This window comes from Candidatus Planktophila versatilis (assembly GCF_002288265.1).
GTDB lineage: Bacteria > Actinomycetota > Actinomycetes > Nanopelagicales > Nanopelagicaceae > Planktophila > Planktophila versatilis.
In genome coordinates this window covers 964,603-990,904 of sequence record NZ_CP016778.1, presented here as the reverse complement: position 1 = coordinate 990,904, position 26,302 = coordinate 964,603, and the positions used below count along the sequence as shown (strand labels likewise).

The window sequence follows — 26,302 nt, the reverse complement described above, 5'->3', positions numbered from 1 at the left end:
GCTAGAGCGGAATGTTTCCGTGCTTACGAGCCGGCAAGGTATCGCGCTTTGTCTTTAAGGTGCGGAAAGCCTTTGTGATGTACTGACGTGAATCCTCAGGCTCAATCACACTATCGATAGTCCCGCGCTCTGCAGCCAAGTATGGGTTTGAAAACTTCTCGGTGTACTCAGTAATGAGTTCGGCTCGCTTAGCGTTCTGATCCTTAGATTCAGATAACTCTTTGCGATACAAGATATTGACCGCGCCTTGTGCACCCATCACCGCAATTTCTGCCGATGGCCAGGCAAAGTTGATATCACTGCCAAGGTATTTGGAGCCCATCACAATAAATGCTCCGCCATATGCCTTACGGGTAATGAGTGTGACAAGCGGAACTGATGCTTCAGCGTACGCATAAAGTAGTTTTGCACCGCGACGAATGATTCCGTCCCACTCTTGTTCGGTGCCAGGCATAAATCCTGGAACATCGACGAGGGTAAGAATTGGAATGTTAAAGGCATCGCAGAAACGCAGGAACCGTGCTGCTTTTTCAGATGAATTGATATCGAGTGTTCCAGCTAGCTGTGAAGGTTGGTTGGCGATAACACCGATTGATTGTCCTTCAATACGTGCAAAACCCACAACAATATTTGGCGCATAGAGAGCGTGGACTTCAAGGAATTCACCTTCATCGACAAGAGCTGAAATCAGTGACTTCATATCGTATGGCTGATTAGGGCTGTCAGGAATCAATGTATTGAGTGCAACATCAGATGAGTTCTTATCAAGGTTCTGTGTTGGAGGCAAAACTGGAGAACCATCCATATTATTTGATGGAAGATAAGACAGAAGCGCTTTCACATAATCAATCGCATCAGCTTCCGAATCTGCCATGTAGTGAGCATTTCCTGACTTTGTACTGTGAGTAAATGCGCCACCAAGTTCTTCCATTCCAACATCTTCGCCAGTGACAGTCTTGATGACATCTGGTCCGGTGATGAACATATGCGAAGTTTCCTTAACCATCACGGTAAAATCTGTGAGGGCAGGTGAATAGGCAGAGCCACCGGCGCAAGGTCCGAGAATGAGAGATATTTGTGGAATCACTCCTGATGAGCGAGTGTTCAGACGGAAGATCTTTCCGTAACCATTGAGCGATGCAACACCTTCTTGAATTCGCGCTCCACCTGAATCGTTAATACCGATAAGCGGGATACCTGCTTTGAGTGCAAACTCTGCAATCTTCACAATCTTTTCCGAGTGAACCTCACCGAGTGATCCGCCGAAGACGGTGAAATCTTGCGAGTACAGAGCGATTGGGCGACCATCGACAGTTGCTGTTCCAATAATGACACCATCGCCATATGGACGGTTCTTATCCATTCCAAAGTTCTGAGCGCGATGACGTGCGAACTCATCTATCTCGGTAAAGGAATCGGCATCGACAAGCATCTCAATTCGCTCGCGAGCTGTTCCTTTGCCCTTGGCATGCTGTTTCTCTCGGGCTCTTGTCGAACCAGCGTCAACGGCTTCATTAATTCGCTCACGGAGGTCTTCAATTTTCCCCGCGGTAGTGTGCAGATCTGGGCTCATGAACATAAGGTACTAGTCGTGAGTACAGATACGCCAAGACCACCGCTAGATACCGTGCAGATCTCTGAAAAAATCTCGCGGTACTGGCGAGTAAGCGTGGTCGAAGTCACGGGTTCCACGCAAGAAGATTTACTCAATCTTGTACAGCGGGCAGAGGCACGCACCGGCGATGTTCTTGTTACCAATTATCAAAGTGCCGGACGCGGAAGACTTGATAGAACATTTGAAGCACCGCAAGCATCAGCTCTTCTCTTCTCTTTTTACATTCAACCAAAGCGAGATCAGAGTGAGTGGTCACTCTTACCTCTCATTGTTGGGCTCAGTGCAAGTTTCGCGCTCTCAACACTTGACCCTCAAGTAACCTCATCACTGAAATGGCCCAATGATCTTTTAATCAGTGGCTTAAAAGCTGGCGGAATGATTGCTCAGACAGCCGGCAACGGAATCATTATTGGAGTCGGAATTAACGTTGCGATGCAAGAATCAGAACTTCCTGTTGCCCATGCAACTTCACTGTCGTTGCAAAATTTTGGCGAACTCAATCGCAATGTCATCTTGGCAGCGTTTCTTAACGAATTTGCCAATCTTTTAGAACGCTGGGAAGCCGGCGAGGATCTCCGACATCTCTATCTCGAACGCTGTAGCAGTATCGGTGCGAAGATCCAGGCAGAACTTCCAGGTGGAGTTATCAAGAGCGGAGTCGCAGTCGGTATCAGCCCAAACGGGGAGTTGATTCTAGAAGATGGCTCACGAATTACTGTTGGAGACATCGTTCATCTACGATAAGTCAGTGAACGAGCGATTCCCAACAGTTGGCGTCATTGGCGCGGGCCAGTTAGCGCGCATGATGGTTGCACCAGCTTCGACGCTCGGAATCAATCTCCTTCTTTTCGCACAAAGTGCAGATGACTCAGCGGCTCAAATTAATAGCCATGTGATTGGTGATTTCACAGATTTAGAGGCGCTCAAGAGTTTTGCTGCGCGCTGTGATGTCATTACATTTGAACACGAACTTGTGCCGCTGCCGGTCATTAAAGGACTTGAGGCAGCAGGTGTACGTGTGTATCCAGCATCATCGGCATTTGTCTATTCACAAGATAAGGCAGAGATGCGTAAGAAGTTAGTAAATTATCAAGCACCAGCGTGGAAGGTAATCACTGCAACATCTGAAGTAGATCAGTACCCATTGATTGCAAAGGCCATTTCAGGCGGCTATGACGGGCGTGGAGTATGGAAGATTAATTCTCAGGATGAATTGGCTGAAGTGTTAAAGCACACCCCAAAATTATTGATTGAAGAGCTGATTTCATTTGATTCTGAGATTGCCGTCATGGTTGCACGTTCCCCTCATGGTCAAGCAACATCGTGGGCCCCAACACAGACCGTGCAAGAAGATGGAATCTGCACCATGACCATCACGCCCGCACCCTGCATCTCTGACGAGATTGCAGAACTAGCGCAGAAGCTGGCGCTAGATATTGCAGCCGAAGTAGGTGTCATTGGCGTGATGGCAGTTGAGATGTTTGTAAAAGGTGATCACTTATTCATTAATGAGCTCGCAATGCGTCCACATAATTCTGGACACTGGACCATCGATGGCTCTCGAACAAGCCAATTCGAACAACACCTGCGAGCAATACTCGATCTTCCACTTGGTGAACCTGCCATGACTCACGAGTATGCGGTGATGGGAAATATTTTAGGTGGCGATAAAACCGATATGTATCGCCCATATTTACACCTGATGGCTCGAAACCCAGACCTTAAGTTTCATCAATATAAGAAGGAAGTTCGAAAAGGGCGCAAGATTGGTCATGTCACCGCAATCGGCTCCGACCTTCTACAATTAACCACAGATGTGCAGCATGCACGGGACTACATGAGCGGGGCAATTGATGAGTAATTCTAAAGATGTAGCGATAATCATGGGCTCTGACTCTGATTGGCCAGTCATGGAAGAAGCTGCCAAAGTTCTTGACTCATTTGGTATCTCTTATGAAGTAGATGTTATTTCTGCCCATCGCATGCCACTCGAGATGGTTGATTTTTCACAAAAGGCGCAAGCAAAAGGATTTAAGGTAATTATCGCTGGTGCTGGTGGGGCAGCTCATCTACCTGGCATGGTCGCTTCGCTAACAACACTTCCGGTAATCGGAGTCCCTGTTGCACTAAAGAATTTAGATGGAATGGATTCACTACTTTCAATTGTGCAGATGCCTGCTGGAATTCCAGTTGCAACTGTTGGAGTAGGAAATGCAAAGAACGCGGGAATACTTGCGGCGCGCATTCTTGGAATTTCTGATGCAGCTATCTCTGCCAAGGTTTCAGAATCTCTCAAAGCAATCAATGAAGAGGCAAAAGCAAAGGGCGCTCAATTAAGCGCCCGTCGCAATCAAAAAACTGGGTTCTAGTCAGTTCGACCTAGTGCGTGTACGCGCCAACCAGCTGCACGCCAGAGATTACGATCGAGCATATTGCGACCATCAATTAAGAATTTAGATTTCACAAGTTGTCCAATTACTGAAGGATCTAGTTCGCGATATTCCTTCCATTCCGTCAGGTGCAAGATAGCGTCAGCGCCTTTGACTGCATCGACTACCTTTTCTTGGTAATCAAGGTTTGGAAAACGCTTACGTGCAGGTTCTATTCCCTTAGGGTCATGAACGACAACGGTTGCACCAGCTGCTTGTAGTTGAGCTGCTATATCAAGTGCTGGGGAGTCGCGCACATCATCGCTATCGGGCTTAAAGGTCGCACCCAATATTGCAATCTTGTATTGAGTGAGGTCTTCTGAAAGGTCGGCGCGAACAACATCGATGACTCGTTGACGAGCTCGCATGTTAATTGCATCGATTTCGCGTAAGAATTCAAGTGCTTGATCTGCGCCAAGTTCCTGCGCGCGCGCCATAAAGGCACGGATATCTTTTGGTAAACATCCACCACCAAAACCAATTCCTGCTTGCAAGAATCGATTACCGATTCGGGGGTCATATCCAATTGCTTTTGCAAGAACTGTGACATCTCCGCCTGCTGCCTCGCAGACTTCAGCCATTGCGTTAATAAATGAAATCTTTGTCGCAAGAAATGAATTAGCGGCAACTTTGACAAGCTCTGCTGTTGGTAGGTCTGCGCGTATCCACGGAGTGCCAAGATCAATAATGGGCTTGTAGACCTCTTTAAGAATTTGTTCGGCACGATCATTTACAACACCAACAACAAGGCGATTGGGGGTCAGAGTGTCTTCCACAGCAAAACCTTCCCGAAGAAATTCTGGATTCCAGGCAAGGTCTGCCTGTGGGGCAGATATTGCTAATTGATCGCGTAATAGTTGAGCAGTTCCTACTGGAACAGTTGACTTACCTACAACAAGTGAACCCTCTTTAAGATGTGGGGCTATTGCGGCAACCGATGACTTCACATAGGTCAGATCTGCGGCCAGCCCATCCTTACTCTGTGGGGTTCCCACGCAGATAAAGTGAACATCGGCATCGCTTACTGCAGAGAAATCTGTTGTAAATGAGAGCCTGCCAGTCTTCATCTCTGCTGCAAGAAGGGTATCTAAACCTGGTTCATAGAATGGAAGTTCTCCACGAGAGAGAAGATCAACCTTGCTCTGATCTGTATCAACTCCAACAACTTCGAAACCGAGTGAGGACATACATGCAGCATGAGTGGCGCCAAGATAACCACAGCCAATCACCGAGAGCTTAAGGGTCATGCGCAGGAGTCTATTGCAGCCATAATTGAAATCTCTCCATTTTGACTACTTCTTAGGAGCGCAGGGATTCTCCGCCGCCGTCTTCGTCTTAAATTTATCGATTTTGATTGGCGCAGCTGTAGCACTTGGTGAAGGCTTTACCTCATCTATCAGCGCTTTATCATCACGAATACGTGTCCATAAGTCTGCGGCTAGCTCTTCATCCCAAATCACAACTGAGCCAACAACTGGATCTCTTCCATTGGGGTTAGAAATTGGAACGGTTAGCGTGCGCACATTGCCAGAAGAGAGATTACGCATCTGCTTTGCCAAGGTGAGCAGGTCATTCTTACTCACTCCAGAATCCATCTTCACCGTTGAAATAGTTGCGTTATAGAAATTTGCTAATTTAATTGGGTTTAGCAATACACCACTGCTTGTGGCTTTGCGCAAGACCGAACTGACAAACTTCTGTTGACGCTCCATGCGTCCAATATCTCCGCGACCATCGTAATCACGTGTTCGCACATACTTAAGTGCCTCAATTCCACCCAAGGTGTGCGTGCCGGCGCTCAGTACTAAGTGGCTCTTTGGATCATCGATATCAACGCTGGTACAGACTTCAATTCCACCCAGGGCATCAACTACACGAGTAAATCCGGCAAAGTTTACTTCGACGTAATGGTCAATCTTTAAATTAGTCTTGGTCTCGATAGTTTGGATAAGTAGAGGTGCGCCACCGAAGGCAAATGCTGCATTGAGCTTTCCAGGGCGTTCAGAAATATCTGTCGTTCCATCTTGGCTCTTATGTGCGGGAACTTGAACCAAGGTATCTCTGGGTAGGGAGACGATAAATGCGGCATCTCTACTTTTACTAATGTGAATTAAGAACATTGTGTCCGAGCGTCCACCTGCAGCAACAGCGGTACTGCCCACCCGTAGCGCTTGAATCTCTTTCTTGCTCAAACCTTCGCGAGAATCAGATCCCACAACCAAGTAATTAAGGGCCCGAGAAGTTTTTTCAGGACGGTCTGTGAGCTTTCCAAAAACATCGATACGCGAGATTTGACCACTGACTTGACCTAATCCAACCCATGAAAGCGAGGCTAGTATTACAACACCTAAAGAGAGTGATGTAATTATCCGAATCGCTCGAGTAGATTTCACATACGTAGATTACTTGCACGATAGCGTGGAGGGGTTATGGCGACACCAATGCAAGAGTTAATTGGCTCACCGCACCCATCAATTAGCGTGATCTTGCCTGTGCTCAATGAGCAGTCACATCTGGAGAGCTCAGTTCGCTCGATACTTTCACAAGATTACCAAGGCCCCATAGAAGTCATTTTGGCAATCGGTCCATCAAAAGATAGAACACTAGAAATTGCAAAGCGCATAGCTTCGGCAGATTCACGAGTTGTGATTGTAGAAAACCCCACGGGCAAGACAGCGATGGGTCTGAATCTTGCACTTCGGCAATCATTGAATCCAGTTGTGGTGCGAGTCGATGCCCATGCTGAGATTCCCCAGAATTACCTCTCCTTAATAGTTGAGGTGCTAAATAAGACGGGCGCTGTCAATGTCGGCGGTGTTATGGCCGCTGTTGGGAAAACGATCTTTGAAAAGTCTGTTGCAGGTGCAATGCGCAGTGCATTCGGAGTTGGTGCATCACGTTTTCACACTGGAGGAGAAGCGGGGCCTGTAGATACTGTCTACCTCGGAGCTTTTCGCAGAGAGGCCCTGATTGCAATCGGCGGATTCGATGAACGATTTACACGCGCTCAAGATTGGGAACTCAATTTTCGCTTACGTGAAAATGGAGGAGTCATTTACTTTGATCCCCGACTTCACGTGACATATCGCCCACGGTCAACAGTGCGCGCTCTTGCAAAACAATACTTTGAATACGGCCGCTGGCGTAGAGTAGTTTCTAGGAGACATAAGGGAACAATCAATTATCGTTACCTGGCGCCACCGGTTGCACTCGTTGGGTTCTTAGCATCAGTAATACTTGGATTACTCGTCTCGCCAATTCTTTTTTTCCCGGCTGCGATCTATACGCTCTTTGTCCTGGGAGCCGCAGTAAAGATTTCGTCTTCAATTCGTGAATTCTTTCTATTACTACTTGTCTTACCCACAATGCACTTCGCGTGGGGTGCTGGATTCATATCTTCCCCAAAGACTCTCATGCCTTCATCGGAGTAAGTAGCAACAGGCTGCGGTAGCCTTTCGCACGTGGATAAACCAGTTGTAATTTACGAACCTTTCCGCGCTGGCTTGCCGCCGATGCGGGAATATTTCGCCTCCCTGTGGAGCCGGCGCGCGTTTATCTCAGAGTTTTCTCGATCAGGGCTACGCCAACAAAATTATGGATCTCTCTTTGGTCAGCTCTGGCTGATTCTCAATCCATTGCTCTTATCCGCGGTCTACTTCTTACTTATCTACGTTATTGGCGGCAGTAGTGATGCCACTCGCTTCGGACACCTCACCGCTACGCTTTTTCTCTTCTATTTAATTGCAAATAGCCTCACAGGTGGAGTCAAAGCAATTACCTCGGGTGAGCGCCTGATTCTCAACACACCATTTCCGCGCATCATGCTTCCAATTTCAGCCACTGTAATTGCCCTCTTTAAATTTTTACCTACCGTCGTTGTCTTCACGGTAATTCACCTTCTCATTGGTTTGCCATTTTCGTGGCAGATGCTCTGGGCAGTTCCAATCCTGTTTATTGCAGTTGTGATGGCACTTGGGATGTCGATTCTTATTTCATGCATCAATGTCTATTTCCGAGATATTTCAAGTATTTTGCCTTATCTGACGCGCAGTCTTCTGTATTTATCTCCAATTTTGTATGAGGCAGACAGTATTTCTGAAAGTATTAAGAAATTTGAAATTCTTAACCCCCTCTTCTATCTACTTGATTCATGGTCACGTGTTGTTGTGCATGCTGAGGCTCCATCAATGAATGGGCTCATTCACGCGTCACTATGGGCACTCGGACTTTTATTGATTGGCTCCTACATCTTCCTATCGAGGGAGCGTGATTTCGCTGTCCGACTTTAACCACGAACATGCCCAGCATGGCATTGCTGTTTCGGTGCGAGACCTGGGACTCACGTACACAACATCAATCGAAAAGAAACCAACGTTAAAGGCGCGCTTCAAATCTCTTGGTCGAGGCAAGAAATACACCCGAATTGTTCCTGCACTCACCGATGTGAACATTGATGTTCACTATGGCGCTGTGCTTGGAATTATTGGCTCTAATGGAGCGGGTAAATCAACGTTGATGCGTGTGATTTCAGGAATCATTCCTCCCTCACAGGGGCGCGTTGAGGTCTATGGAAGTGTCAGCACACTGCTTGCACTCGGCGTTGGCTTTAATCCATCAATGACAGGCCGCGATAATGTCTATCTCGGTGGTCTGGCAGCAGGAATGTCTCGGGAAGAGATCGATAACCATTTTGATGCGATTGCCGATTTTTCAGAACTTGGGGAAGCAATCGATGCTCCGATGCGCACATATTCTTCTGGAATGTTTGCTCGCCTAGCCTTCTCAGTAGCTGCCGTAGTTGAACCCGATATTTTGATTATCGATGAAGCGCTCAGCACAGGTGATGCGAAGTTTAAAGAGAAGAGTCTGAACAGAATTAAGGAGTTGCGCAGCGCAGATCGCGCGCTCATTCTTGTCAGCCACGCACTTGCCACTATCGAGGATATTTGCAATGAGGTCATCTGGCTTAATAAGGGCAAGCTTATGATGCGTGGAAACCCTACGGAAGTCATTACTGCCTATCGTGAATTTGTTAACGCTAGAAAGAGCGCATCATCTGATGAGGATGTTTAAAGCCTTACTCTTAGTTTTCTCCATCTCATTTGCTGCAACATCGACCGCCACAGCAACCGCACCTCTCCAATTTTCTTTTACGGGTTCCGGATACGGCCACGGCGTTGGAATGAGTCAGATTGGAGCCAAGGCTCGTGCTCTCTCAGGTGAAAGTGCCACGGCAATTCTCAATTACTATTACAAAAATGTGCAGATTGCACCGATAGTAGATACCCATACGATTCGAGTAAATATTGGTCGCGCTTTAAAGTCAATTTCATTTGTCAGCGCGACACCAGATTCAGCAGTGCAGATCTTTAGCGGTGACATTGCAAATGCGCAAGATGTTCCACCCATTATGACTTTAGCTGCCAAGAAGAAGATAACCTTCAACGTTGATGGTGCATTCGCTACGGGTGAAGGCCTGCGCGCCAAAGCCTTCACCATTAGGTGGAGTGGACCTTCGTCAGTCATTACATTTTCACAGCCAGGTAGTGTCGTGAAATACAGGTATGGGCAGATTCAAGTGAAGGTAGTAAAAAGCGCAATGGAGGTCACTAACACACTGGCCCTTCGCGATGAGTACTTATGGGGGATTAGCGAAGTTCCGTCATCTTGGCCTGCAGCTGCACTTGAAGCACAGGTAATTGCTTCGCGATCATATGCAATGTCAAAGCTTGGAAAAATTAACTCTGCATGCGACTGTCAGGTTTATTCACATATTGCAGATCAGAACTTTGTGGGCTTTTCTAAAGAATCTGAACCGAGGTTCGGTCAGTTCTGGAAAGCGGCAGTTTCGCGAACAATCATTGACACTTCCACAAGTCTGGCAATTCTAAGTAATGGAAAACCAATACAGGCTTACTTCTTCTCATCCTCAGGTGGTGCAACGCAGACAACTCTCGATGCCTGGGGGCAGGCAACGAGTTATACGCAATCAGTAGTTGATCCTGCGGGGCTAGATCCTAAAAACAATCCTCGCTTTGCTACCTGGAGCGCATCGGCAGATCAATCTCTAGTTGCCACTGCCTTCCTGCTCGCAGACATCGTCACTCTTGAAATAATCTCCCGAAATACTGCAGGGGCAGTTACCTACATCAAGGGCACAGCAAGTGATGGGTCAACCAAATTATTAAGGGGAGATACCTTTAGAAGTAGAGTAAAGATTCCTTCGCCCTACTTTAATTTAGCGGGTTAACGCTCGATTATTAGTTGGCGTGCAAGACGGAGTTCAGGCCGCCCCAGGTACCGGTGCGCATCACAACTTCAAGGCCACCACTCAGTGAGTTACGACGAAATAGCAGATCATTTGCACCTGAAAGTGTGCCAGCTTTAACAACTTCACCATCAGGTAACTTCACCTTGGCAGCTGCTGTGATGTAGGTACCGGCTTCAATGACGCAGTTATTGCCTAGTGAAATTCCTAAACCAGAGTTAGCACCCAGTAAGCACTTTTCTCCTACAGAAATTACTTCTTTGCCGCCGCCGCTGAGGGTTCCCATAATCGAAGCGCCACCGCCAACATCTGTGCCATCTCCAACAACTACACCTGAAGAGATGCGACCTTCGACCATCGACGTTCCAAGAGTTCCAGCATTAAAGTTAACAAATCCTTCGTGCATCACAGTTGTGCCAGGTGCTAGGTGGGCACCTAAACGAACGCGATCAGCATCTGCAATGCGCACACCACTTGGCACGACGTAATCAACCATGCGCGGGAACTTATCTACCGAGATAACACTCACGTGACCATGTTGGGCTTTCAAACGTGCACGGGTAAGTTCAAATCCTTCAACGGCGCACGGTCCAACTGAGGTCCAGACAACATTGGCAAGTAGTCCAAAAATTCCATCGAGTGATGCACTATGTGGCTTAACCAAGCGGTGTGAAAGTAAGTGCAGTCGCAGGTATGCATCGCGTGCATCTTTCGGTGCTACCGCTAAATCAATTTCAATCGAGACTAGCTCTCGAGTTACTCCTCGCGCATCATCTGAGCCCACCATTGATTGCAATGATGAATCAGGGGCGCCAGCAATGGCTCCAAGTGCCGGCGCAGGAAACCAGACATCGAGCACAGTTGTGCCGGCAAGAGTTGCGATTCCGTGGCCATGAGCTAATGAAGACATGTTCCAAGCCTAACCCCTATCCTGTGTGTCATGCGCATTGCAGTGTTTTGTTCTTCATCACCGTCGATTGATTCGAAATATATAGACCTAGCCTTTGAACTTGGCGCCGGTATCGCCGAGAGCGGCGCCGAATTGGTTTCAGGGGGCGGTCATATCTCTGCCATGGGCGCAATTTCACGTGGAGCTCGCAGTAAAGCAGGGCGCACCATCGGGGTGATACCGCAGAAGTTAGTTGATATTGAATTTGCAGATCATGAGAGCGATGAATTAATTGTGGTCGACTCTATGCGCACCCGTAAGGCAAAGATAGAAGACCTATCCGATGCCTTCATTACCCTCCCAGGTGGGCTCGGCACTCTAGAAGAACTCTTTGAAATATGGGTTGGGCGCTACCTTCAATTCCACGATAAGCCAGTGATCATTCTTGACCCACATGGTATTTATCAGCCACTACATACATTGGTGGAGCATCTAGAGAATGAGAATTTTGTGAAACCTGGAATGCGCGATCTCTTACATTGGACAACTACGGTTGAGCAAGCACTTGATTATGCACACGGGAAAAAGTAGATGGCGATTAACACGCTAGCGATTTCGCTCTCCATTCCAGCACCTCAGATAGAAGTGTGGAAGGCGATTGCGGATTGGCCTTCACAAGGACAGTGGATGCTGCAAACAAAAGTCTGGGTAACATCAGAGCGCACTTCAGGAGTTGGCACTTCCATTTCTGCATTCACTGGGCCACTTCACAAGTTCTATCCTCGAATTAAGTCACCAGGATTACTGGACCTCATGACTGTTACTCGCTGGGAGGAGCCAGCTCGATGCGATGTTGATCATCATGGAAAAATTCTTAAGGGAAGCGGTTCTTTCATTCTCACCGAAGAGGGTTCACATTCCACGCGCTTTGATTGGTCAGAAACAATCGTGGCACCGCGAGCGCTCTTTTTGCTGATTGCCCCTTTTCTATATGTGGGTGTACGCATATCCCTCGCACGATTCGCACGTTCATTTCACTAAGCACTCAACAATTACTACCTCACCGAGTAATCTGTATCCCGTGAGCAACCCTCAAACACTGGCGCAATTGCTCGCCTCGCTACCTGAGGAAGAGCGATTCATCCTCACCTTGCATTACCTTCGATCCAAGAGCAGTGCAGAAATTGCAGCGCTCCTATCAGTTCCTGAGAAATCGGTTATCGCCGTAATTGAAAGCGGAAAGAAGCGGCTCACCGCCTTTTTGGGCATGTAATTGCCTCGATTTCACCCCGGGCTCATTCTGCGAGATACTTCTCCCTACTGTTCACGCCCGTGCGCATCATCACCCCGTCGTCTCAAGGAGTCCCCACTATGGCAGCTATGAAACCTCGTACTGGTGATGGACCCATGGAAGTCACCAAGGAAGCGCGCTCGCTCGTCATGCGTATTCCGCTCGAAGGTGGAGGCCGTCTGGTCGTTGAACTTAATCCTCAGGAAGCAAACAACCTGAGCGCAGCCCTTGAGGCCGCAGTTGCTCTTATTAAGAAGTAGAGCGGACCGAAGAAATTCTTCACGCAGTTGCTCCTGAATTAGATTCTCTTATCGGAGCAGATGTTCTTGTACTGGGATACATTCAATCTAAAGATGGCGAAATCACCTTTGTTGGAAGCAAGAAGTTACTGAGTAAAATCGAAAAGTTCTTTGAGATAAATCTGGTTGATGAAGTTTCATTCTTTACACCGACTGGTAAAGCAGGAGAAGTAAACGAAATTCCCGTGCTTCACGATGATGCCACCGTTGATCGCCTTTATCTTCTCGGTCTCGGAGATCAATCCCTTACTTCTTATCGCACAGCTGGCGCAGCTATCGGGCGCAAAGTGCGTGGAAAAGCAATAGAAATCATTTCACTCTGTGCCGAGAGCGCTCCTGAAATTAAAGCGCATGGAGTTTCAGCTTTACTTGGCGCCTATTCGTGGAGCTTAAAGACAGGTAAAGAAGTTGAGATTCCTCGAATTGGTATTGCAACTCTTGATGAAAAAACTGTTACTCGCGCATCGGTCATTGCAAAAGCGCTCTATACCGCGCGAGATCTAGTTCATACGCCATCAAATATTAAGAATCCGTTGTGGATGGCGCAAGAAGCGAAGAAGATTGCAGATGAATGTGGATTGGCGATCAAGGTATTAGCCGGTAAGCAACTGGCTGAATTTGGGGGACTACGCGCAGTGGGAAACTCCTCGCCAACACCTGGACCACGCTTTATTGAACTTTCGTATATTCCAAGGATGCGTGGCAATTCAGCGGCAGCGCTACCTCATATTGTCATTGTCGGAAAAGGAATCACCTTTGATACCGGTGGTGTTTCACTTAAGCGCCCCTATGAATTTATGACGGCCATGAAGAGTGATATGGCGGGGGCGGCTGCCGCCCTTGCAACTATCAGCGCACTTCCACAATTACAACCCAAGGTGCGAGTAACCGTCTTGATGATGTGCGCCGAAAATGCACTCTCGGGTAGTGCGCAGCGACCATCAGATGTCATCACGCAATATGGCGGTACCACTGTCGAAATCATTAATACAGATGCCGAGGGAAGACTCGTTCTTGCCGATGGGCTTGCTTATGCGGTGGCAAACCTCGACCCGGATTACCTGATTGATATTGCAACACTGACAGGTTCTGCAACCCTTGGGCTAGGCCGCCAATATGCCGCCCTGTATTCGCGCGATGAAAAACTTGCTAAGAAATTGATGGAGATCGGCGAGGAAAGTGGCGAACGTGTCTGGCATATGCCACTCATCGATGATTACGCCGATTCCCTCGACAGTGATGTGGCAGACCTAAATCACGCAGCAGATAAGGGAGATTACTCTGCCGGATCAGTCACCGCAGCCTTATATCTCGAACATTTTGTCGGAGATAGTCGCTGGGTGCACCTCGATATCGCCGGAACAGGGCGTAGTGAAAATGACTCTGGAGAAAATGTGAAAGGCGGCACTGGATTCGGCGTGCGTTTATTCATTGATTGGATAGTGTCTCTCTCATGAACATTGACCCGCATACCTATGCAGAGACATTTATTGCAGAAGGCACTGTGAAAAGTGCGGCGCGTGCGCGAGGAGAAGAAAATGGAGTCATCGATGTCTCCCAAGGAACGGGTGCATATCTGCGCCAACTTGCTCATCAAATTAAGGCACAGTCAGTAGTTGAAATTGGAACAGGATCTGGAGTTGGTTCACTCTGGCTACTTGAGGGAATGCTTGGAAGCGGAACTCTGACATCGATAGATGATGAGATGGAACATACGTCGATTGCAAAAATCGCTCTAGCCGAAGCAGAAATCGCACAGACTCGAATTAGATTTATTACCAATGCGGTTATGGATGTCATGACAAAGCTCACCGATCGCGCCTATGACCTGGTTGTCTTTAGACACAATCCGGAGGATTTAAGTTTTGCCATCTCTGAAGCACATAGAATCCTTCGAAGTGGCGGCGTTTTTGTGATTGATAATTTTTATGGTGGTGGCAAGGTTCCGGACCCAGCCCAGCGCGATCCGAAGACTATTGCTCTGCGTGAGGCAGGAAAAGCTGTAAAGGCCGATACTGATTCGTGGGTGACATCACTAATTCCAATCGGGGATGGATTGTTGCTTGCAACGAAGTTGTAGCAGAATTTATAGAGTGAGGTTCATCAAGTGAGTGATTTCGATAGCAAGCCGTGGTGGGAAGCGCCCGCACCAAAAGGCTTGAATAAAACAATCTCTCTAAAATCTGCAATCGTTCTTGCCCTCGGTGTGGGTCTTATTGCAGGTACATTTACAGCTTCCTCTACTGGATCGCTCTTTGGCCGCTCGGTAAATCTTGTTAAATCTTCATCGACAATCGAACGCCCGGTTGGATCTGTCGCCGAAATCGCCCAACGCGTTCTTCCATCAGTTGTCTCCATTGCGGCAAACTCAAAAAATGGTGGCGCAACTGGTTCTGGATTTGTTATCGACAGTACTGGCTACATCCTGACAAATAACCATGTGATTGCTGGATCAGTTGAAAGTGGTGGGGATATCTCAGTCAGTCTCAATGATGGGTCTGAGTATTCAGCGAAAGTCGTAGGTCGAGATAGTTCATATGATCTGGCAGTTCTGAAAATTACTGGTGCAACTCTCAAAGCCTTGCAATTCGGAGATAGCGATAAAGTTGCCGTGGGCGATTCAGTAATTGCTATTGGCTCACCACTGGGACTCACTGGCACAGTAACTCTCGGCATTATTAGCGCTAAGGATCGCGCAGTAACTGCCGGAGAATCGCGAGAAGACAATTCATTTATCAACGCGCTGCAAACCGATGCGGCAATTAACCCTGGAAACTCAGGCGGACCACTAGTCGATGCAACAGGTTCAGTCATTGGTGTGAACTCTGCTATTGCATCCCTTGGATATTCAGCAAGGTCTCAAACCGGGTCTATTGGTCTTGGATTTGCGATTCCCATTAATCAAGCACGCAAGACAGCAGAGCAGCTAATTAAGAATGGTAAAGCGACATATCCTGTTATTGGAGTCTCAGTTGAGATGACCTACAACGGGGGCGATGGCGCTCTCATTGCAAAGACAGGTGTTGCAATAGTCAAAGGTGGAGCCGCAGATAAAGCTGGGCTTAAGGCTGGAGATATCATCACTGAATTTGACGGACGCGCGATTGGGTCAGCTGAAGAGTTGATTGTTGCAATTCGTGCGCAAAATGTGGGCGATAAGGTAGAGATAATCTTTAAGCGTGGATCCGAGACCAAGAGAGCCATACTGGTTCTGACTGCATCAGAGTAAAGAGATAGGCTTTCCACATTATGTTCTTTGACTTTGGTGCTGGTGAAGTAATCGGGCTCGCTCTCCTTGCGATGATTCTTTTGGGTCCTGACAAGTTGCCACAATTCGCCGTTGATGCAGCAAAGATGGTCAAGAAAATCAAGAATTTTGCATCCACAGCCACAAGTGAACTTAAAGAGAATCTAGGCCCAGGTTTTGAAGATTTACAGCCTTCTGATTTACACCCAAAGACATTTATTAAAAAACAGTTAGCCAATGCTCTCGAAGAAGATAGCAATCCAAAGAAATTAAAGACAAAAGCACAGATCGATCCCGATCTCCTATGAGCACCTTAGAACTCATTCACGCAGCACTTGCCACCGTGCAAGACCCGGAACTCCATCGAGCTCTACCTGAACTGGGCATGGTGAAATCAGTTGCGCACAATGGAACAACGGCCGAGCTAGAGATTCTGCTCACCATTACTGGGTGCCCTATGAAGGATCGCCTTACAACCGATATTGAGAAGGCTGTTCTGGCAGTTGATGGAGTTTCAGAAGTTTCCATTACTTTTGGAGTGATGGATGAAGAGCAGCGGGCAAATATCAAGAAGTTACTTCGTAATGGCCGTGAAAGCTTTATCTCATTTGCGCAAGCTGATTCACTTACTCGTGTAATTGGTGTTGCATCTGGAAAAGGCGGGGTCGGAAAGTCATCTCTAACAGCAAACTTGGCAGTCGCATCTGCCCAGAGAGGGCTACGTGTCGGCATTCTTGATGCTGATGTCTACGGCCACTCAATTCCCCGCTTGATGGGATTAATAGGCCAACGCCCCACCGCGATAGATCAAATGTTTATTCCACTTGAATCCTTTGGTGTGAAGACTGTTTCGATGGAGATGTTTAAACCTGAACGCTCTGATGCCATTGCTTATCGCGGACCACTTCTACATCGCGTTCTGGAACAACTCTTATCAGATGCCTATTGGGGCGATCTTGATCTGCTCTTTATCGATCTTCCACCTGGAACCGGTGATCTTGCGATATCACTGGGGCAATTAGTTCCCACATCAGAGATTGTCGTCGTAACAACTCCACAAATTGCCGCAGCCGAAGTTGCAGAGCGAGCAGGGCGAATTGCCCATCAGATTCATCAACGTGTTTTTGGCGTGATTGAAAATATGTCAGCCTATCCATGCGCCAAGTGTGGTGAACTGACATCACTCTTTGGCGAAGGCGGGGGAGAAGAAACATCTAAACGGCTATCGCAACTGGTTGGATCAGATGTTCCACTGCTCGGCAAAGTTCCATTTAGCCCTGAACTTCGCGAAGGTGGAGATGGTGGAAGCCCGGTAGTTATTTCGGCTCCAGAAAGTCCAAGTGCTCAAGTGATTAACGAAATCGTTGGCAAGCTGATTGTGCGAGAGAAATCTTTACTTGGCGTCAGACTCGGGCTTGCGTAACTCTTCCACAATCTCTTTGGCAAGATCGCCCAGCTCATTGCGTAAGTAATCGCGCGTAGCAACATCACCTAGTGCAATTCTTAGGCTTGCCAGTTCACGCGTCAGATACTCAGTGTCGGCGATACTACGAGCATTCTGTGCGCGATCTTCGTTAAGTGAGATGCGATCTCTATCTGCCTGGCGATTTTGCGCAAGAAGAATAAGTGGAGCAGCGTAAGAGGCTTGCAAGGAGAGAATGAGAGTAAGGAAGATGAATGGAAAATCATCAAATCTAAGATCACGTGGAGCGAGCGCGTTCCAGATAACCCAACTAAACACAAAGACTGTCATGTATACCAAGAAGCGAGCAGTGCCTAAGAAACGAGCAAACTTCTCGGAAAGGCGACCGAATGCCTCCGGATCATAATTTGCGCGAAGGGATCGACGGGTCTCGCGTGGGGTATCTAAACCATTGTTACGTGCCATCATCAGAGCTCCTTCGGTACATCGTGTGAATCTTCAAAACTTGTATCAATACTTTCAAGGGCGGCAGTTGTTGTTGCTGAATCTCGGTGGTCATGTCGCCAGTTTTCAGGAAGCAAGTGGTCTAGGACGTCATCGACCGTTACTGCGCCAAGCAGGCGATCATTTGCATCGATAACCGGCAGGGAGAGCAAGTTATAACTAGCTAAGTATGAGGAAACAGCATGTAAAGAGGCATCGGGGTTTACGCCTTGGGTATTGGTATCAACGATCGATCCCAAGAGCGTTGATGGACGCTCACGCAGTAGTCGCTGGTAGTGCACCATTCCGATAAATCGCCCAGTAGGTGTTTCTAGTGGTTGGCGGGCGATAAATACTTGTGATGCTAGCGCAGGTGAGATTTCACTCTGACGCACGGCTGCCAGTGCATCAGCAACGGTGTAATCAGCTGACATCACGATTGGCTCTGTCGTCATCATTCCACCGGCTGAGTAATCCTCATATGTCATTAACCGCAATACATCTTCCGCATCTTCCGGGTCCATCAAGTTAATTAGTTCTTGTGCACGTTCTTCACCGATTTCGCGCAACAAGTCTGCTGCGTCATCAGGATCCATCTCCTCCAGTACATCGGCAGCGCGTTCACCTTCGAGTTCAGCAAGGAGAGCCACGCGCTCTGCCTCATCCATTTCTTCTAGAACATCGGCAAGACGTTCGTCATTGAGTGCACGCGCAACTTCAACGCGGCGTTTAGGTGCCAAGTCTTGAATCACGGCAGCTAAATCTGCCGCACGCAGATTACTTAACGTTGAAAGCAAATTTGCAACACCTTGATTTGATTCGTGTTGTGCAAAGCCGGTGACATCTTCCCATGCAAGAGTTGATGTTGCTCCTTTACGGCGGAAGCCATGGCCTTTTCGCATTATGTGAACGCGAGTGATGAGCCAATCGCCGGTGCGGTTCTGCTCCATCGCCATATCTTCCACAAGCACAGCTTCATTATCTTCAATCACTGTGATGGTGCGGTCGAGTAGATCACCTAGTACGAGTAATTCACCAGTGCGGGTATCAAAGCGGCGCATATTAAGAAGCCCAGTAATCACAACGGCGCCTGATTCAATTGATGTCACACGGGTGATTGGAACGAATACACGACGGCGAAGTGGTACTTCAACTACTAAACCTAGAATGCGCGGTGATTGGTTATTAGAACGCAGGGTCGCCACAGCATCGCGCACCTTGCCGACTGGATCACCGTTAGGGTCAAAAACTGCAGTTCCGGCTAAGCGGGCGAGAAATATTCGATTGCTGTTATTTCCGCTCATGGGATAAGAGTAACGGGTGACCTATCGGCTAGGTTTGCGCAATGGAGTCATCTGGGAAATCATCGGCCGGCATAGGTATCGATAACCACACTCAGATGCCTGCACGCCCCGACCTGATTCGCCTCATTATCGGAGTATGTGGAGTCGGCTCCTCAGGGCCCCTAATTGCAATGAGTGCGATGCCGGTACCCACATTGATTTTCTGGCGAAATTTCGGAGGCGCGCTACTTACTCTGCCATTTGCACTGCGACATAAAGTCACTCGCACAGGTGTTCAATTAGCTGCACTTGCGGGAGTGTTGCTCGCACTGCACTTTGTAGGATTCTTTTTATCAATGCGTATGACAAGTGTTGCAGCAGGTACAGCCCTGGCTGCAACACAACCTATCTATGCCGCCTTCTTTGTAAAACTCACAGGGGGCCACATTCCAGGTAAAGCATGGGTTGGAATGTTTATTAGTTTTCTCGGCGTACTTCTTGTGACGGGCGTTGACTTGCAACTGGATAAAAAATCATTCTTAGGAGATCTGGCAGCGTTGATAGCCGGTGCACTCGCTGCTGCCTATATGTTGGTAGGTTCGCGCGCACAGCAGCAAATGGAAACAACGTCTTATACGACTATTTGTTACTTCGTATGTTCAATTACCGCACTACCGATGGCCTTACTCCTTGGCTATGAAGTGATTCATTTTTCAGCCAGAGAATGGTGGATCCTGCTGGGTCTGATTTTGGGAGCGCAACTCCTTGGCCACACGGTATTTAACTCAACGCTTAAGCGGGTATCTCCTGCAATTGTTTCGATGATTGTCTTCTTTGAAGTACCTGTAGCAGCAATTCTCGCCTTCATCTTTGACATTGGCAAGCAACCAACTTTAAGTATTATTCCTGGAGTAGTTCTTATTCTGCTTGGTTGTGGACTTGTTGTATTAAGGAATACAAAAGAGAGTAGCGTGGAACTGTGATAGACCTACACACTCACACAACCTGTAGCGACGGTACTGATTCCCCATTCGCGCTAGTGAAGAAAGCACTTTCTACTGGCGTTACCACTCTTGCTATCACCGATCATGATTCCACTGCTGGATGGAGTGAAGCAATTACCGCGCTGCAACCTCAAATTGAACTTGTCTTAGGTGCAGAAATTTCTTGCCTGACTTCAGATGGAATTAGCGTGCACATGCTCGGACTTCTCTTTGATGGCGAAAACGCTGCGATTCAACAAATTCTTGCTGATTCACGCGATACCCGTATACCTAGAATGCGAAAAATGGTTGAACTCCTGCGAGCTGATGGCATTGATATTTCGCTAGCGGATGTGCAGGCGCAGACTCCAGCAGGTGCCACAGTGGGTAGACCACACCTAGCAGATGCACTTGTGCGCAAAGGAGTAGTCGCAAGCCGGGATGAAGCTTTCTTAAACTTGCTCAACAATGAATCCAAATACTATGTAACTCACGCTGCGCCCACTCCGGTCGAAGCAATTCGCGCAATTCATGCAGCGGGGGGAGTGGCAGTCATTGCTCATCCTTTTGCATCGCGCCGAGGGCAAATCATTACATCAGAGACATTTGCTGATTTGGTTGCTGCGGGGCTTAATGGCATTGAGGTAGACCATCGTGATCAAAATGCAGAGGAGCGCAAAACTCTGCGTGAAATAGCACAGGAGCTCAACCTTGTTATCACTGGATCAAGTGATTATCACGGCACCGGAAAACTTAATGCAATGGCAGAGAACACAACACTTGCGGCACAATGGGAAGCCTTAGAAGCGCAAGCAGATGCACGAAGGGTGGTACGAGTATGAATTCAATGGGAACAATTACCTTTGCCACGCAAGCTTTTGTCACACTCTTTGTCATTATGGATCCACCAGGAGCTACGCCAATATTTCTTGGTTTGGTAGGAGATAAATCGCCACGCGAGCGAGTGCGTTTAGCGTGGCAGGCAGCAGCTGTTTCACTCTTTGTTATTGCTAGTTTTGCTTTCTTCGGGCAGTTCATTCTGGAATATATGAATGTCTCTATCGAGGCGCTGCAGGCAGCTGGAGGGTTACTTCTCCTCTATGTCTCATTACAACTTCTCACTGGCACATCAAAAGGTGGAGCTGATCAGAAAAGTTCCAATATCGGAATGGTGCCACTTGGTACTCCACTCCTTGCTGGCCCTGGAGCAATCGTTGCAACCATGATTTATGTGCAGAAGGCAGACTCAACTGCGCAGTTCATAGGATTAGCCGTGGCAATAGTTGCGGTGCACCTAATCATCGGAACAGTTCTGATGGCATCGACCAAGATTGTTGGTGTAATTAAAGATGCTGGGGTCACATTGTTGGCAAGTATCGCTGGGTTACTACTTGCGGCAATTGCAGTACAGATGTTGGCAAATGCAATCAAGGCATTTACCGCAAATTAGCTAGATATTCGCTTAGTCCGAGTGCGTTCGCGTTTTACCTGTGGAGCTGAACTCTTTGGAGCACTCTTTGCCGGAGTAGCTTTCTCAACCTTGGGTGCACGCACCTTCTTGAGACTTCCAGTTGAATCGCGCGGAATGTCGAGCATTTCATATAAGTGATCTGAAGAGGAATATGTTTCAAGTGGTTCTGCTAGACCTAATTTGAGTGCGGTATCAATCATCTTCCAACGCGCGAGATCATCCCAGTCAACGAAGGTTACTGAAATACCGTGGGCGCCGGCTCGCGCAGTACGACCAATGCGGTGCACATATGTCTTCTCATCTTCTGGGCATTGGTAATTAATGACGTGAGTAATACCATCGATATCAATTCCACGTGCTGCAACATCTGTTGCAATCAGGACATCTGATTTACCAGCCTTGAAATCATTGAGCGCCTTTTCGCGCGCAGATTGCCCGAGATCACCGTGGATAGTTGCCGCGTTAAATCCACGCTCTACTAACTCATCTGATGTCTTCTGTGCGGTGCGCTTGGTGCGACAAAAGACAATAGTTGGCCCGCGACCATTGGCTTGAAGAATGCGTCCAAGTAGCTCGATTTTATCCATGGCGTGCGCGCGGATCACGTGCTGCACAATGCGAGAGACAACTGCGCCTTCATCCTCATTATCTTGCGTGCGAATGTGCACAGGCTGGTTCATGAAACGACGTGCTAAAGCAATGATGTCCCCGGGCATGGTCGCTGAAAAGAGCATCGTCTGCTGGCGAGCAGGAGTACTAGTAAAGATTTTCTCAACATCAGGTAAGAAACCGAGATCAAGCATTTCATCAGCTTCATCCAGAACTACTCGCGAAACGTTCTTCAGCGTGAGTTGTCCTTGACGATATAAATCTAATAAGCGACCTGGGGTTCCCACCACAATCTCGACGCCCTTTTGTAGCGCTTCAATCTGTGGTTCAAATGCCCGGCCGCCGTAGACAGCCAAAGTGCGAATTCCGCGGTTGAAGGAGAGCTCTTCAATATCTTTGGTGACCTGAACGCAGAGCTCGCGCGTTGGAACAACAATGAGAACTTGCGGATGCCCCTGATTAGCTAGTTGTGACCAATCAGCATCATTGGGTGCAATCACGCGCTCAATGACTGGAATTCCAAATGCGAGGGTCTTACCGGTACCGGTCTTTGCTTGACCAATCACATCGCCATCGGCAAGTGCAATAGGCATGACCATCTCTTGAATAGGAAAAGGTGAAGTAAAGCCATGTTCATTGAGCGCATCGATTGTCTCTTTGCGAAGTGGTAAGTCTGCGAAAGTTATCGACACTTAGTTGGCACCGAAACCGACGCGACGCTCGGTTGGTTGCCCGATTTCTACATAGCCAATTTTCTCTGCCGGCACGATAACTTCATGGCCGCGAACATCTGAAAGAACAAGGGGAGTAGCTGATGAAAGCGCAGCGGTGACTGCGGCCTTGATCGCTTCGGGAGCCATTGGGCATTCAAAGGAGAGCTCGCTGCTGACATGTGTAATGGAGATGCGAACTTGTGATGCCTTATCTGATTTCTTTGTGCTCATAGCCCTATCTTAGAGTCAGAGTTCAGTACGGGGAAATCCAGAAATTCCCCGCCACATGAGGTTCTCAACGAGTTCTATCGCTTGTTGGCGAGTGAGTTTTCCATCTCTTTCCAGCCAATGACGAGCTGTGACTTGAACATAGCCAATTAATCCAACGCCGAGCATCATCGCTTCCTCACGAGGAAGTCCGGTGTCATTGGCGATCACACCACTGACCGCGGCGGCGCAGTCATAGGTCATGCGATTAAGTCGCTCGCGAACTTGAGGCTCAACGTTCATATCACTTTCAAAGAGGAGGCGAAATGCCTCTCCCTCATTTTCAATAAAATTAAAGTAAGCATCAATAGTCACATGCACGCGTTGCTTATTATCTGGAGTTGAAGAGATAGCTTTCTGAAGTTCAAAGACCAGAGAATCAATGTGAAGGTCAAGAACGGCGAGATAGAGATCTAGTTTTGAGGGAAAGTGCTGGTAGAGAACTGGCTTACTGACATTGGCTCGGTCTGCTATCTCATCCATCGCCGCTGAGTGATATCCAGCAGCTGTGAAGACTTCAAGAGCCGCCGAGAGCAAAATCGCTCGTCGCTCGTCGCGCGGCAGGCGTGATTTATCTGAACGCGAATTATGTGCAGATGCAGTTTCGGTAGTCATTATGCGCATCGTACAGAATTGGCAGGCAAAGGCACAGTACGGCAGAATCACTCCCATGAAGACTCCGCCGCTGGTTACGCCAGGTCCTGCGCTTAGCGTTGCTGAGGTTCGTCGATATAGCCGTCACTTAATCATCCCTGATGTTGCAATGGCGGGTCAGCAGCGCATGATGAATGCCAAAGTACTCTGCGTTGGCGCAGGAGGCCTCGGATCTCCAGCCCTGATGTATTTAGCTGCAGCTGGTATTGGAACTCTTGGAATCGTTGAATACGACACAGTTGATGAGTCAAACCTGCAGCGACAAATTATTCATGGCCAATCAGATATCGGCAAAAGTAAAGCACAGAGTGCGAAAGAGAAAATTGCTGAGATAAATCCGTATGTGAATGTCATTACCCATGAAGCACGACTTGATAATTCGAATGTGATGGAGATTTTTTCTCAATACGACATTATTGTTGATGGCACAGATAATTTTGCAACTCGCTACTTGGTTAACGATGCATGTGTACTTTTAAAGAAACCATATGTGTGGGGTTCTATCTATCGCTTTGACGGACAGGCAAGTGTGTTCTGGGCCGAGTATGGTCCTTGCTATCGCTGCCTCTATCCAGAACCACCACCTCCGGGCATGGTTCCAAGTTGTGCTGAAGGCGGAGTTCTTGGAGTTCTCTGCGCAACAATTGGCTCAATCCAAACTACAGAAGCAATCAAAGTTCTCACTGGAGTCGGTGAACCACTTATTGGTTCTTTGATGGTTTATGACGCACTTGATATGAGCTTTAGAAAGATTAAAGTGCGTAAAGATCCTAACTGCCCACTGTGTAGTGATAACCCGACTCAGACCGCGCTACTGCCTGATTACGAAGCATTCTGTGGGGTGCTCTCTGATGCTGCGCAGGAAGCAAGTGCTGGTTCAACTATTACGGTGCAAGAGCTGAAGTCAAAGATTGATGCGCAAGAGAACTATTACCTCATCGACGTGCGCGAACCAAGTGAATACGAGATTGTAAAGATTCCAACAGCGCATCTGATTCCAAAACAAGGATTTATTGATGGATCTGTATTGGCAACCTTGCCGCAAGACCGACCAATCATCTTGCATTGCAAGAGTGGTGTGCGATCTGCCGAGTGTCTAGCAATACTTAAGGATGCCGGATTCTCTGATGCATCACATGTCTTTGGTGGCGTGGTGGCATGGGCGAAGCAGATTGATACATCACTGCCGGTCTATTAATGCTTGCTAATTACACCGGCTATCGAGCCCTGCTTGTGCATGCCCATCCTGATGATGAAACTATCAACAATGGCAGCACGATGGCACTTTATGCAGCACTAGGTGCGCAGGTAACACTGGTTACTTGCACCCGTGGTGAAGAAGGTGAAGTTCTAATTCCAGCTCTTGCCCACCTAGCAGCAAATGAAACCGACGCACTGGGTGATCACCGCGTGGAAGAGTTAGCGCAAGCAATGGCCGAACTCGGTGTTACAGATCATCGGTTTCTTGGTGAGGGAGTCAAGCGTTATCGCGATAGCGGCATGATGGGAACAGAACCCAACAATCGCGCCGATACTTTTTGGAGCGCAGACTTCGATGAAGCTAGCCAGTTACTGGTTTCAATTATTGATGAAATCAAGCCACATGTGATGATTACCTATGATGAATTTGGTGGCTATGGCCACCCCGATCACATCCAAGCCCATCGCGTTGCGATGGCGGCGGCTGAGCGCGCTACTTGGAATATCCCCAAAATTTATTGGAATGTGATGCCCAAATCTGTTATTCAAGCGGGCATCGAGAAGATGAAATCACTTGGTTCAGATTTCTTCGGAGCAGAGAGCGCCGATGATTTGCCTTTCGCAAAAGATGACTCTTTTGTTCATGCATGCATCGATGGTGGTGATTACGTTCATCAGAAGATGGCTGCGATGGCTGCGCATGGCACACAAATAGCAATCGATGGCCCTTTCTTTTCGCTCTCAAATAATCTTGGGCTCGAGATCTGGGGTAATGAGTACTACACGCTAGTTAAGGGTGAAAAAAGTGGAGAGCTAGATGGGCAGGGCCACGAGAGCGATCTCTTTGCCGGCATATCAGTCACATCATGAGAGCGCTGTTTTCGCTTCTCTTTGGAGCAGTTGTAGCACTAGGTGCAACTCTGATTCACCCAACCCGTCCACCCATTGGAGTGATACTTGCACTCATTGGTACTTACATGTGCATTCGCTGGGTGGGTCGATATTTTGGTAAGAAGAGATACAAGCTCATCGCACTCTTTGGTTGGTTTATTGTCATCGTTCGCGCCGGAACATTTGGTGTGGGAAAAGAACTGCTGATCCTAGGAGATAACTCAGGGACGGCACTTTTGTTTATTGGATTTATCATTGGAGTAATTGCAGTCCTACAACGCGCCTAA

General features: G+C 47.9%; 31 protein-coding genes. 22 read left to right on the top strand and 9 right to left on the bottom strand.

The window, feature by feature from the left end; translation table 11 throughout:
* Position 1 precedes the first annotated feature (1 nt).
* A complete protein-coding gene (locus tag A1sIIB76_RS05070; RefSeq protein ID WP_095684943.1) occupies positions 2–1,579 on the bottom strand; it encodes an acyl-CoA carboxylase subunit beta in 1,578 nt (525 codons plus the stop codon).
* A 12-nt stretch (positions 1,580–1,591) separates the two neighbouring features.
* Here A1sIIB76_RS05070 and A1sIIB76_RS05065 point away from each other — a divergent pair, with 12 nt between their 5' ends.
* The 3 genes from A1sIIB76_RS05065 to purE are packed head-to-tail and all read left to right on the top strand — an operon-like array spanning position 1,592 to position 3,984.
* The gene (locus A1sIIB76_RS05065; protein ID WP_190279060.1) at positions 1,592–2,359 is read left to right on the top strand and encodes a biotin--[acetyl-CoA-carboxylase] ligase; all 768 of its coding nucleotides are present in this window, start codon (positions 1,592–1,594) and stop codon (positions 2,357–2,359) included.
* A complete protein-coding gene (locus tag A1sIIB76_RS05060; RefSeq protein ID WP_095684942.1) occupies positions 2,316–3,476 on the top strand; it encodes a 5-(carboxyamino)imidazole ribonucleotide synthase in 1,161 nt (386 codons plus the stop codon). Before A1sIIB76_RS05065 ends, A1sIIB76_RS05060 begins: the two co-directional genes overlap by 44 nt.
* Positions 3,469–3,984, top strand: coding sequence for a 5-(carboxyamino)imidazole ribonucleotide mutase (gene purE / locus A1sIIB76_RS05055; protein ID WP_095675122.1), 516 nt, complete (start codon positions 3,469–3,471; stop codon positions 3,982–3,984). The genes A1sIIB76_RS05060 and purE overlap by 8 nt, the downstream gene beginning before the upstream one ends.
* On the opposite strand, the gene A1sIIB76_RS05050 is transcribed toward purE, so the two are convergent.
* On the bottom strand, positions 3,981–5,291 hold the full coding sequence (locus tag A1sIIB76_RS05050; RefSeq protein WP_095684941.1) for a UDP-glucose dehydrogenase family protein: 1,311 nt from the start codon (positions 5,289–5,291) through the stop codon (positions 3,981–3,983). The two genes, purE and A1sIIB76_RS05050, sit on opposite strands and share 4 nt — an antisense overlap.
* A gap of 45 nt (positions 5,292–5,336) precedes the next feature.
* The gene (locus A1sIIB76_RS05045; protein WP_095675120.1) at positions 5,337–6,437 is read right to left on the bottom strand and encodes an LCP family protein; all 1,101 of its coding nucleotides are present in this window, start codon (positions 6,435–6,437) and stop codon (positions 5,337–5,339) included.
* 36 nt (positions 6,438–6,473) lie between these two features.
* Between A1sIIB76_RS05045 and A1sIIB76_RS05040 the strand changes: the two genes are divergently transcribed.
* From A1sIIB76_RS05040 to A1sIIB76_RS05025, 4 genes are read left to right on the top strand one after another with little or no spacing between them, the layout of a single operon-like run.
* Complete coding sequence (locus A1sIIB76_RS05040) at positions 6,474–7,475, top strand: glycosyltransferase family 2 protein (protein WP_095684940.1); 1,002 nt, start codon at positions 6,474–6,476, stop codon at positions 7,473–7,475.
* 30 nt (positions 7,476–7,505) lie between these two features.
* Positions 7,506–8,333 carry an ABC transporter permease gene (locus tag A1sIIB76_RS05035; RefSeq protein WP_095684939.1) on the top strand — a complete coding sequence of 276 codons (828 nt, stop codon included), beginning with the start codon at positions 7,506–7,508 and terminating at the stop codon, positions 8,331–8,333.
* The gene (locus A1sIIB76_RS05030; protein WP_223298137.1) at positions 8,311–9,117 is read left to right on the top strand and encodes an ABC transporter ATP-binding protein; all 807 of its coding nucleotides are present in this window, start codon (positions 8,311–8,313) and stop codon (positions 9,115–9,117) included. The genes A1sIIB76_RS05035 and A1sIIB76_RS05030 overlap by 23 nt, the downstream gene beginning before the upstream one ends.
* Positions 9,110–10,294, top strand: a complete 1,185-nt coding sequence (locus tag A1sIIB76_RS05025) for a SpoIID/LytB domain-containing protein (protein WP_223298136.1) — start codon at positions 9,110–9,112, stop codon at positions 10,292–10,294. Before A1sIIB76_RS05030 ends, A1sIIB76_RS05025 begins: the two co-directional genes overlap by 8 nt.
* A gap of 10 nt (positions 10,295–10,304) precedes the next feature.
* Here the strand turns inward: A1sIIB76_RS05025 and dapD are convergent, their stop codons facing one another.
* Complete coding sequence (gene dapD / locus A1sIIB76_RS05020) at positions 10,305–11,222, bottom strand: 2,3,4,5-tetrahydropyridine-2,6-dicarboxylate N-succinyltransferase (RefSeq protein ID WP_095684938.1); 918 nt, start codon at positions 11,220–11,222, stop codon at positions 10,305–10,307.
* Positions 11,223–11,252: 30 nt separating this feature from the next.
* Between dapD and A1sIIB76_RS05015 the strand changes: the two genes are divergently transcribed.
* From A1sIIB76_RS05015 to A1sIIB76_RS04975, 9 genes are all read left to right on the top strand, one after another.
* Positions 11,253–11,792, top strand: a complete 540-nt coding sequence (locus A1sIIB76_RS05015) for an LOG family protein (protein WP_095675116.1) — start codon at positions 11,253–11,255, stop codon at positions 11,790–11,792.
* Positions 11,793–12,242, top strand: a complete 450-nt coding sequence (locus A1sIIB76_RS05010; RefSeq protein WP_095675115.1) for an SRPBCC family protein — start codon at positions 11,793–11,795, stop codon at positions 12,240–12,242. It abuts the gene before it with no gap.
* Between the two features lie 40 nt (positions 12,243–12,282).
* Positions 12,283–12,474, top strand: a complete 192-nt coding sequence (locus A1sIIB76_RS05005) for a sigma factor-like helix-turn-helix DNA-binding protein (protein ID WP_223298135.1) — start codon at positions 12,283–12,285, stop codon at positions 12,472–12,474.
* A 98-nt stretch (positions 12,475–12,572) separates the two neighbouring features.
* A complete protein-coding gene (locus A1sIIB76_RS05000; protein ID WP_020045748.1) occupies positions 12,573–12,752 on the top strand; it encodes a DUF3117 domain-containing protein in 180 nt (59 codons plus the stop codon).
* 224 nt (positions 12,753–12,976) lie between these two features.
* Positions 12,977–14,248: a leucyl aminopeptidase family protein gene (locus tag A1sIIB76_RS04995; protein ID WP_236849853.1), complete on the top strand. Its 1,272-nt coding sequence runs from the start codon at positions 12,977–12,979 to the stop codon at positions 14,246–14,248.
* Positions 14,245–14,871 (top strand): O-methyltransferase, encoded by a 627-nt coding sequence (locus A1sIIB76_RS04990; RefSeq protein ID WP_095675113.1) that lies wholly within the window; start codon positions 14,245–14,247, stop codon positions 14,869–14,871. Before A1sIIB76_RS04995 ends, A1sIIB76_RS04990 begins: the two co-directional genes overlap by 4 nt.
* Positions 14,872–14,898: 27 nt before the next feature.
* Entirely contained in the window at positions 14,899–16,020 is a 1,122-nt protein-coding gene (locus A1sIIB76_RS04985) for a S1C family serine protease (protein WP_223298134.1), read from the top strand.
* 20 nt (positions 16,021–16,040) lie between these two features.
* Positions 16,041–16,346 carry a sec-independent translocase gene (locus A1sIIB76_RS04980; RefSeq protein ID WP_095675112.1) on the top strand — a complete coding sequence of 102 codons (306 nt, stop codon included), beginning with the start codon at positions 16,041–16,043 and terminating at the stop codon, positions 16,344–16,346.
* Positions 16,343–17,461, top strand: a complete 1,119-nt coding sequence (locus A1sIIB76_RS04975; RefSeq protein WP_095684936.1) for an Mrp/NBP35 family ATP-binding protein — start codon at positions 16,343–16,345, stop codon at positions 17,459–17,461. Before A1sIIB76_RS04980 ends, A1sIIB76_RS04975 begins: the two co-directional genes overlap by 4 nt.
* Here the strand turns inward: A1sIIB76_RS04975 and A1sIIB76_RS04970 are convergent.
* Entirely contained in the window at positions 17,432–17,926 is a 495-nt protein-coding gene (locus A1sIIB76_RS04970; protein ID WP_095685225.1) for a DUF1003 domain-containing protein, read from the bottom strand. The two genes, A1sIIB76_RS04975 and A1sIIB76_RS04970, sit on opposite strands and share 30 nt — an antisense overlap.
* Before the next feature lie 2 nt (positions 17,927–17,928).
* A complete protein-coding gene (locus tag A1sIIB76_RS04965) occupies positions 17,929–19,248 on the bottom strand; it encodes a magnesium transporter MgtE N-terminal domain-containing protein (RefSeq protein WP_095684935.1) in 1,320 nt (439 codons plus the stop codon).
* A 41-nt stretch (positions 19,249–19,289) separates the two neighbouring features.
* Here A1sIIB76_RS04965 and A1sIIB76_RS04960 point away from each other — a divergent pair, with 41 nt between their 5' ends.
* From A1sIIB76_RS04960 to A1sIIB76_RS04950, 3 genes are read left to right on the top strand one after another with little or no spacing between them, the layout of a single operon-like run.
* Positions 19,290–20,210 (top strand): DMT family transporter, encoded by a 921-nt coding sequence (locus A1sIIB76_RS04960; protein ID WP_190279059.1) that lies wholly within the window; start codon positions 19,290–19,292, stop codon positions 20,208–20,210.
* Positions 20,207–21,052: a PHP domain-containing protein gene (locus A1sIIB76_RS04955; protein ID WP_095684934.1), complete on the top strand. Its 846-nt coding sequence runs from the start codon at positions 20,207–20,209 to the stop codon at positions 21,050–21,052. The genes A1sIIB76_RS04960 and A1sIIB76_RS04955 overlap by 4 nt, the downstream gene beginning before the upstream one ends.
* Positions 21,049–21,660: a MarC family protein gene (locus A1sIIB76_RS04950; RefSeq protein WP_095684933.1), complete on the top strand. Its 612-nt coding sequence runs from the start codon at positions 21,049–21,051 to the stop codon at positions 21,658–21,660. Before A1sIIB76_RS04955 ends, A1sIIB76_RS04950 begins: the two co-directional genes overlap by 4 nt.
* Here the strand turns inward: A1sIIB76_RS04950 and A1sIIB76_RS04945 are convergent.
* Genes A1sIIB76_RS04945 through A1sIIB76_RS04935 form a run of 3 tightly spaced genes read right to left on the bottom strand, consistent with a single transcriptional unit; the run spans position 21,657 to position 23,894 of the window.
* Entirely contained in the window at positions 21,657–22,982 is a 1,326-nt protein-coding gene (locus A1sIIB76_RS04945; protein WP_095684932.1) for a DEAD/DEAH box helicase, read from the bottom strand. The two genes, A1sIIB76_RS04950 and A1sIIB76_RS04945, sit on opposite strands and share 4 nt — an antisense overlap.
* On the bottom strand, positions 22,983–23,234 hold the full coding sequence (locus A1sIIB76_RS04940; RefSeq protein WP_095684931.1) for a DUF3107 domain-containing protein: 252 nt from the start codon (positions 23,232–23,234) through the stop codon (positions 22,983–22,985).
* Positions 23,235–23,249: 15 nt separating this feature from the next.
* Positions 23,250–23,894 (bottom strand): TetR/AcrR family transcriptional regulator, encoded by a 645-nt coding sequence (locus A1sIIB76_RS04935; protein WP_095685223.1) that lies wholly within the window; start codon positions 23,892–23,894, stop codon positions 23,250–23,252.
* A 46-nt stretch (positions 23,895–23,940) separates the two neighbouring features.
* Here A1sIIB76_RS04935 and moeZ point away from each other — a divergent pair, with 46 nt between their 5' ends.
* The 3 genes from moeZ to A1sIIB76_RS04920 are packed head-to-tail and all read left to right on the top strand — an operon-like array spanning position 23,941 to position 26,302.
* Positions 23,941–25,122, top strand: coding sequence for an adenylyltransferase/sulfurtransferase MoeZ (gene moeZ / locus A1sIIB76_RS04930; protein ID WP_095684930.1), 1,182 nt, complete (start codon positions 23,941–23,943; stop codon positions 25,120–25,122).
* Positions 25,122–25,994, top strand: a complete 873-nt coding sequence (mshB, locus tag A1sIIB76_RS04925; protein WP_095684929.1) for an N-acetyl-1-D-myo-inositol-2-amino-2-deoxy-alpha-D-glucopyranoside deacetylase — start codon at positions 25,122–25,124, stop codon at positions 25,992–25,994. Before moeZ ends, mshB begins: the two co-directional genes overlap by 1 nt.
* Complete coding sequence (locus A1sIIB76_RS04920; RefSeq protein WP_095675102.1) at positions 25,991–26,302, top strand: hypothetical protein; 312 nt, start codon at positions 25,991–25,993, stop codon at positions 26,300–26,302. The genes mshB and A1sIIB76_RS04920 overlap by 4 nt, the downstream gene beginning before the upstream one ends.

Excerpts from the sequence above, each read along its gene's own strand:
- A1sIIB76_RS05070 (WP_095684943.1), bottom strand. The coding sequence starts at position 1,579 with ATGTTCATGAGCCCAGATCTGCACACTACCGCGGGGAAAATTGAAGAC.
- A1sIIB76_RS05060 (WP_095684942.1), top strand. The coding sequence starts at position 2,316 with ATGGCTCACGAATTACTGTTGGAGACATCGTTCATCTACGATAAGTCA.
- purE (WP_095675122.1), top strand. The coding sequence starts at position 3,469 with ATGAGTAATTCTAAAGATGTAGCGATAATCATGGGCTCTGACTCTGAT.
- A1sIIB76_RS05050 (WP_095684941.1), bottom strand. The coding sequence starts at position 5,291 with ATGACCCTTAAGCTCTCGGTGATTGGCTGTGGTTATCTTGGCGCCACT.
- A1sIIB76_RS05040 (WP_095684940.1), top strand. The coding sequence starts at position 6,474 with ATGGCGACACCAATGCAAGAGTTAATTGGCTCACCGCACCCATCAATT.
- A1sIIB76_RS05025 (WP_223298136.1), top strand. The coding sequence starts at position 9,110 with ATGTTTAAAGCCTTACTCTTAGTTTTCTCCATCTCATTTGCTGCAACA.
- dapD (WP_095684938.1), bottom strand. The coding sequence starts at position 11,222 with ATGTCTTCATTAGCTCATGGCCACGGAATCGCAACTCTTGCCGGCACA.
- A1sIIB76_RS05015 (WP_095675116.1), top strand. The coding sequence starts at position 11,253 with ATGCGCATTGCAGTGTTTTGTTCTTCATCACCGTCGATTGATTCGAAA.
- A1sIIB76_RS05010 (WP_095675115.1), top strand. The coding sequence starts at position 11,793 with ATGGCGATTAACACGCTAGCGATTTCGCTCTCCATTCCAGCACCTCAG.
- A1sIIB76_RS05000 (WP_020045748.1), top strand. The coding sequence starts at position 12,573 with ATGGCAGCTATGAAACCTCGTACTGGTGATGGACCCATGGAAGTCACC.
- A1sIIB76_RS04990 (WP_095675113.1), top strand. The coding sequence starts at position 14,245 with ATGAACATTGACCCGCATACCTATGCAGAGACATTTATTGCAGAAGGC.
- A1sIIB76_RS04980 (WP_095675112.1), top strand. The coding sequence starts at position 16,041 with ATGTTCTTTGACTTTGGTGCTGGTGAAGTAATCGGGCTCGCTCTCCTT.
- A1sIIB76_RS04975 (WP_095684936.1), top strand. The coding sequence starts at position 16,343 with ATGAGCACCTTAGAACTCATTCACGCAGCACTTGCCACCGTGCAAGAC.
- A1sIIB76_RS04970 (WP_095685225.1), bottom strand. The coding sequence starts at position 17,926 with ATGGCACGTAACAATGGTTTAGATACCCCACGCGAGACCCGTCGATCC.
- A1sIIB76_RS04965 (WP_095684935.1), bottom strand. The coding sequence starts at position 19,248 with ATGAGCGGAAATAACAGCAATCGAATATTTCTCGCCCGCTTAGCCGGA.
- A1sIIB76_RS04960 (WP_190279059.1), top strand. The coding sequence starts at position 19,290 with ATGGAGTCATCTGGGAAATCATCGGCCGGCATAGGTATCGATAACCAC.
- A1sIIB76_RS04950 (WP_095684933.1), top strand. The coding sequence starts at position 21,049 with ATGAATTCAATGGGAACAATTACCTTTGCCACGCAAGCTTTTGTCACA.
- A1sIIB76_RS04940 (WP_095684931.1), bottom strand. The coding sequence starts at position 23,234 with ATGAGCACAAAGAAATCAGATAAGGCATCACAAGTTCGCATCTCCATT.
- A1sIIB76_RS04935 (WP_095685223.1), bottom strand. The coding sequence starts at position 23,894 with ATGCGCATAATGACTACCGAAACTGCATCTGCACATAATTCGCGTTCA.
- moeZ (WP_095684930.1), top strand. The coding sequence starts at position 23,941 with ATGAAGACTCCGCCGCTGGTTACGCCAGGTCCTGCGCTTAGCGTTGCT.
- mshB (WP_095684929.1), top strand. The coding sequence starts at position 25,122 with ATGCTTGCTAATTACACCGGCTATCGAGCCCTGCTTGTGCATGCCCAT.
- A1sIIB76_RS04920 (WP_095675102.1), top strand. The coding sequence starts at position 25,991 with ATGAGAGCGCTGTTTTCGCTTCTCTTTGGAGCAGTTGTAGCACTAGGT.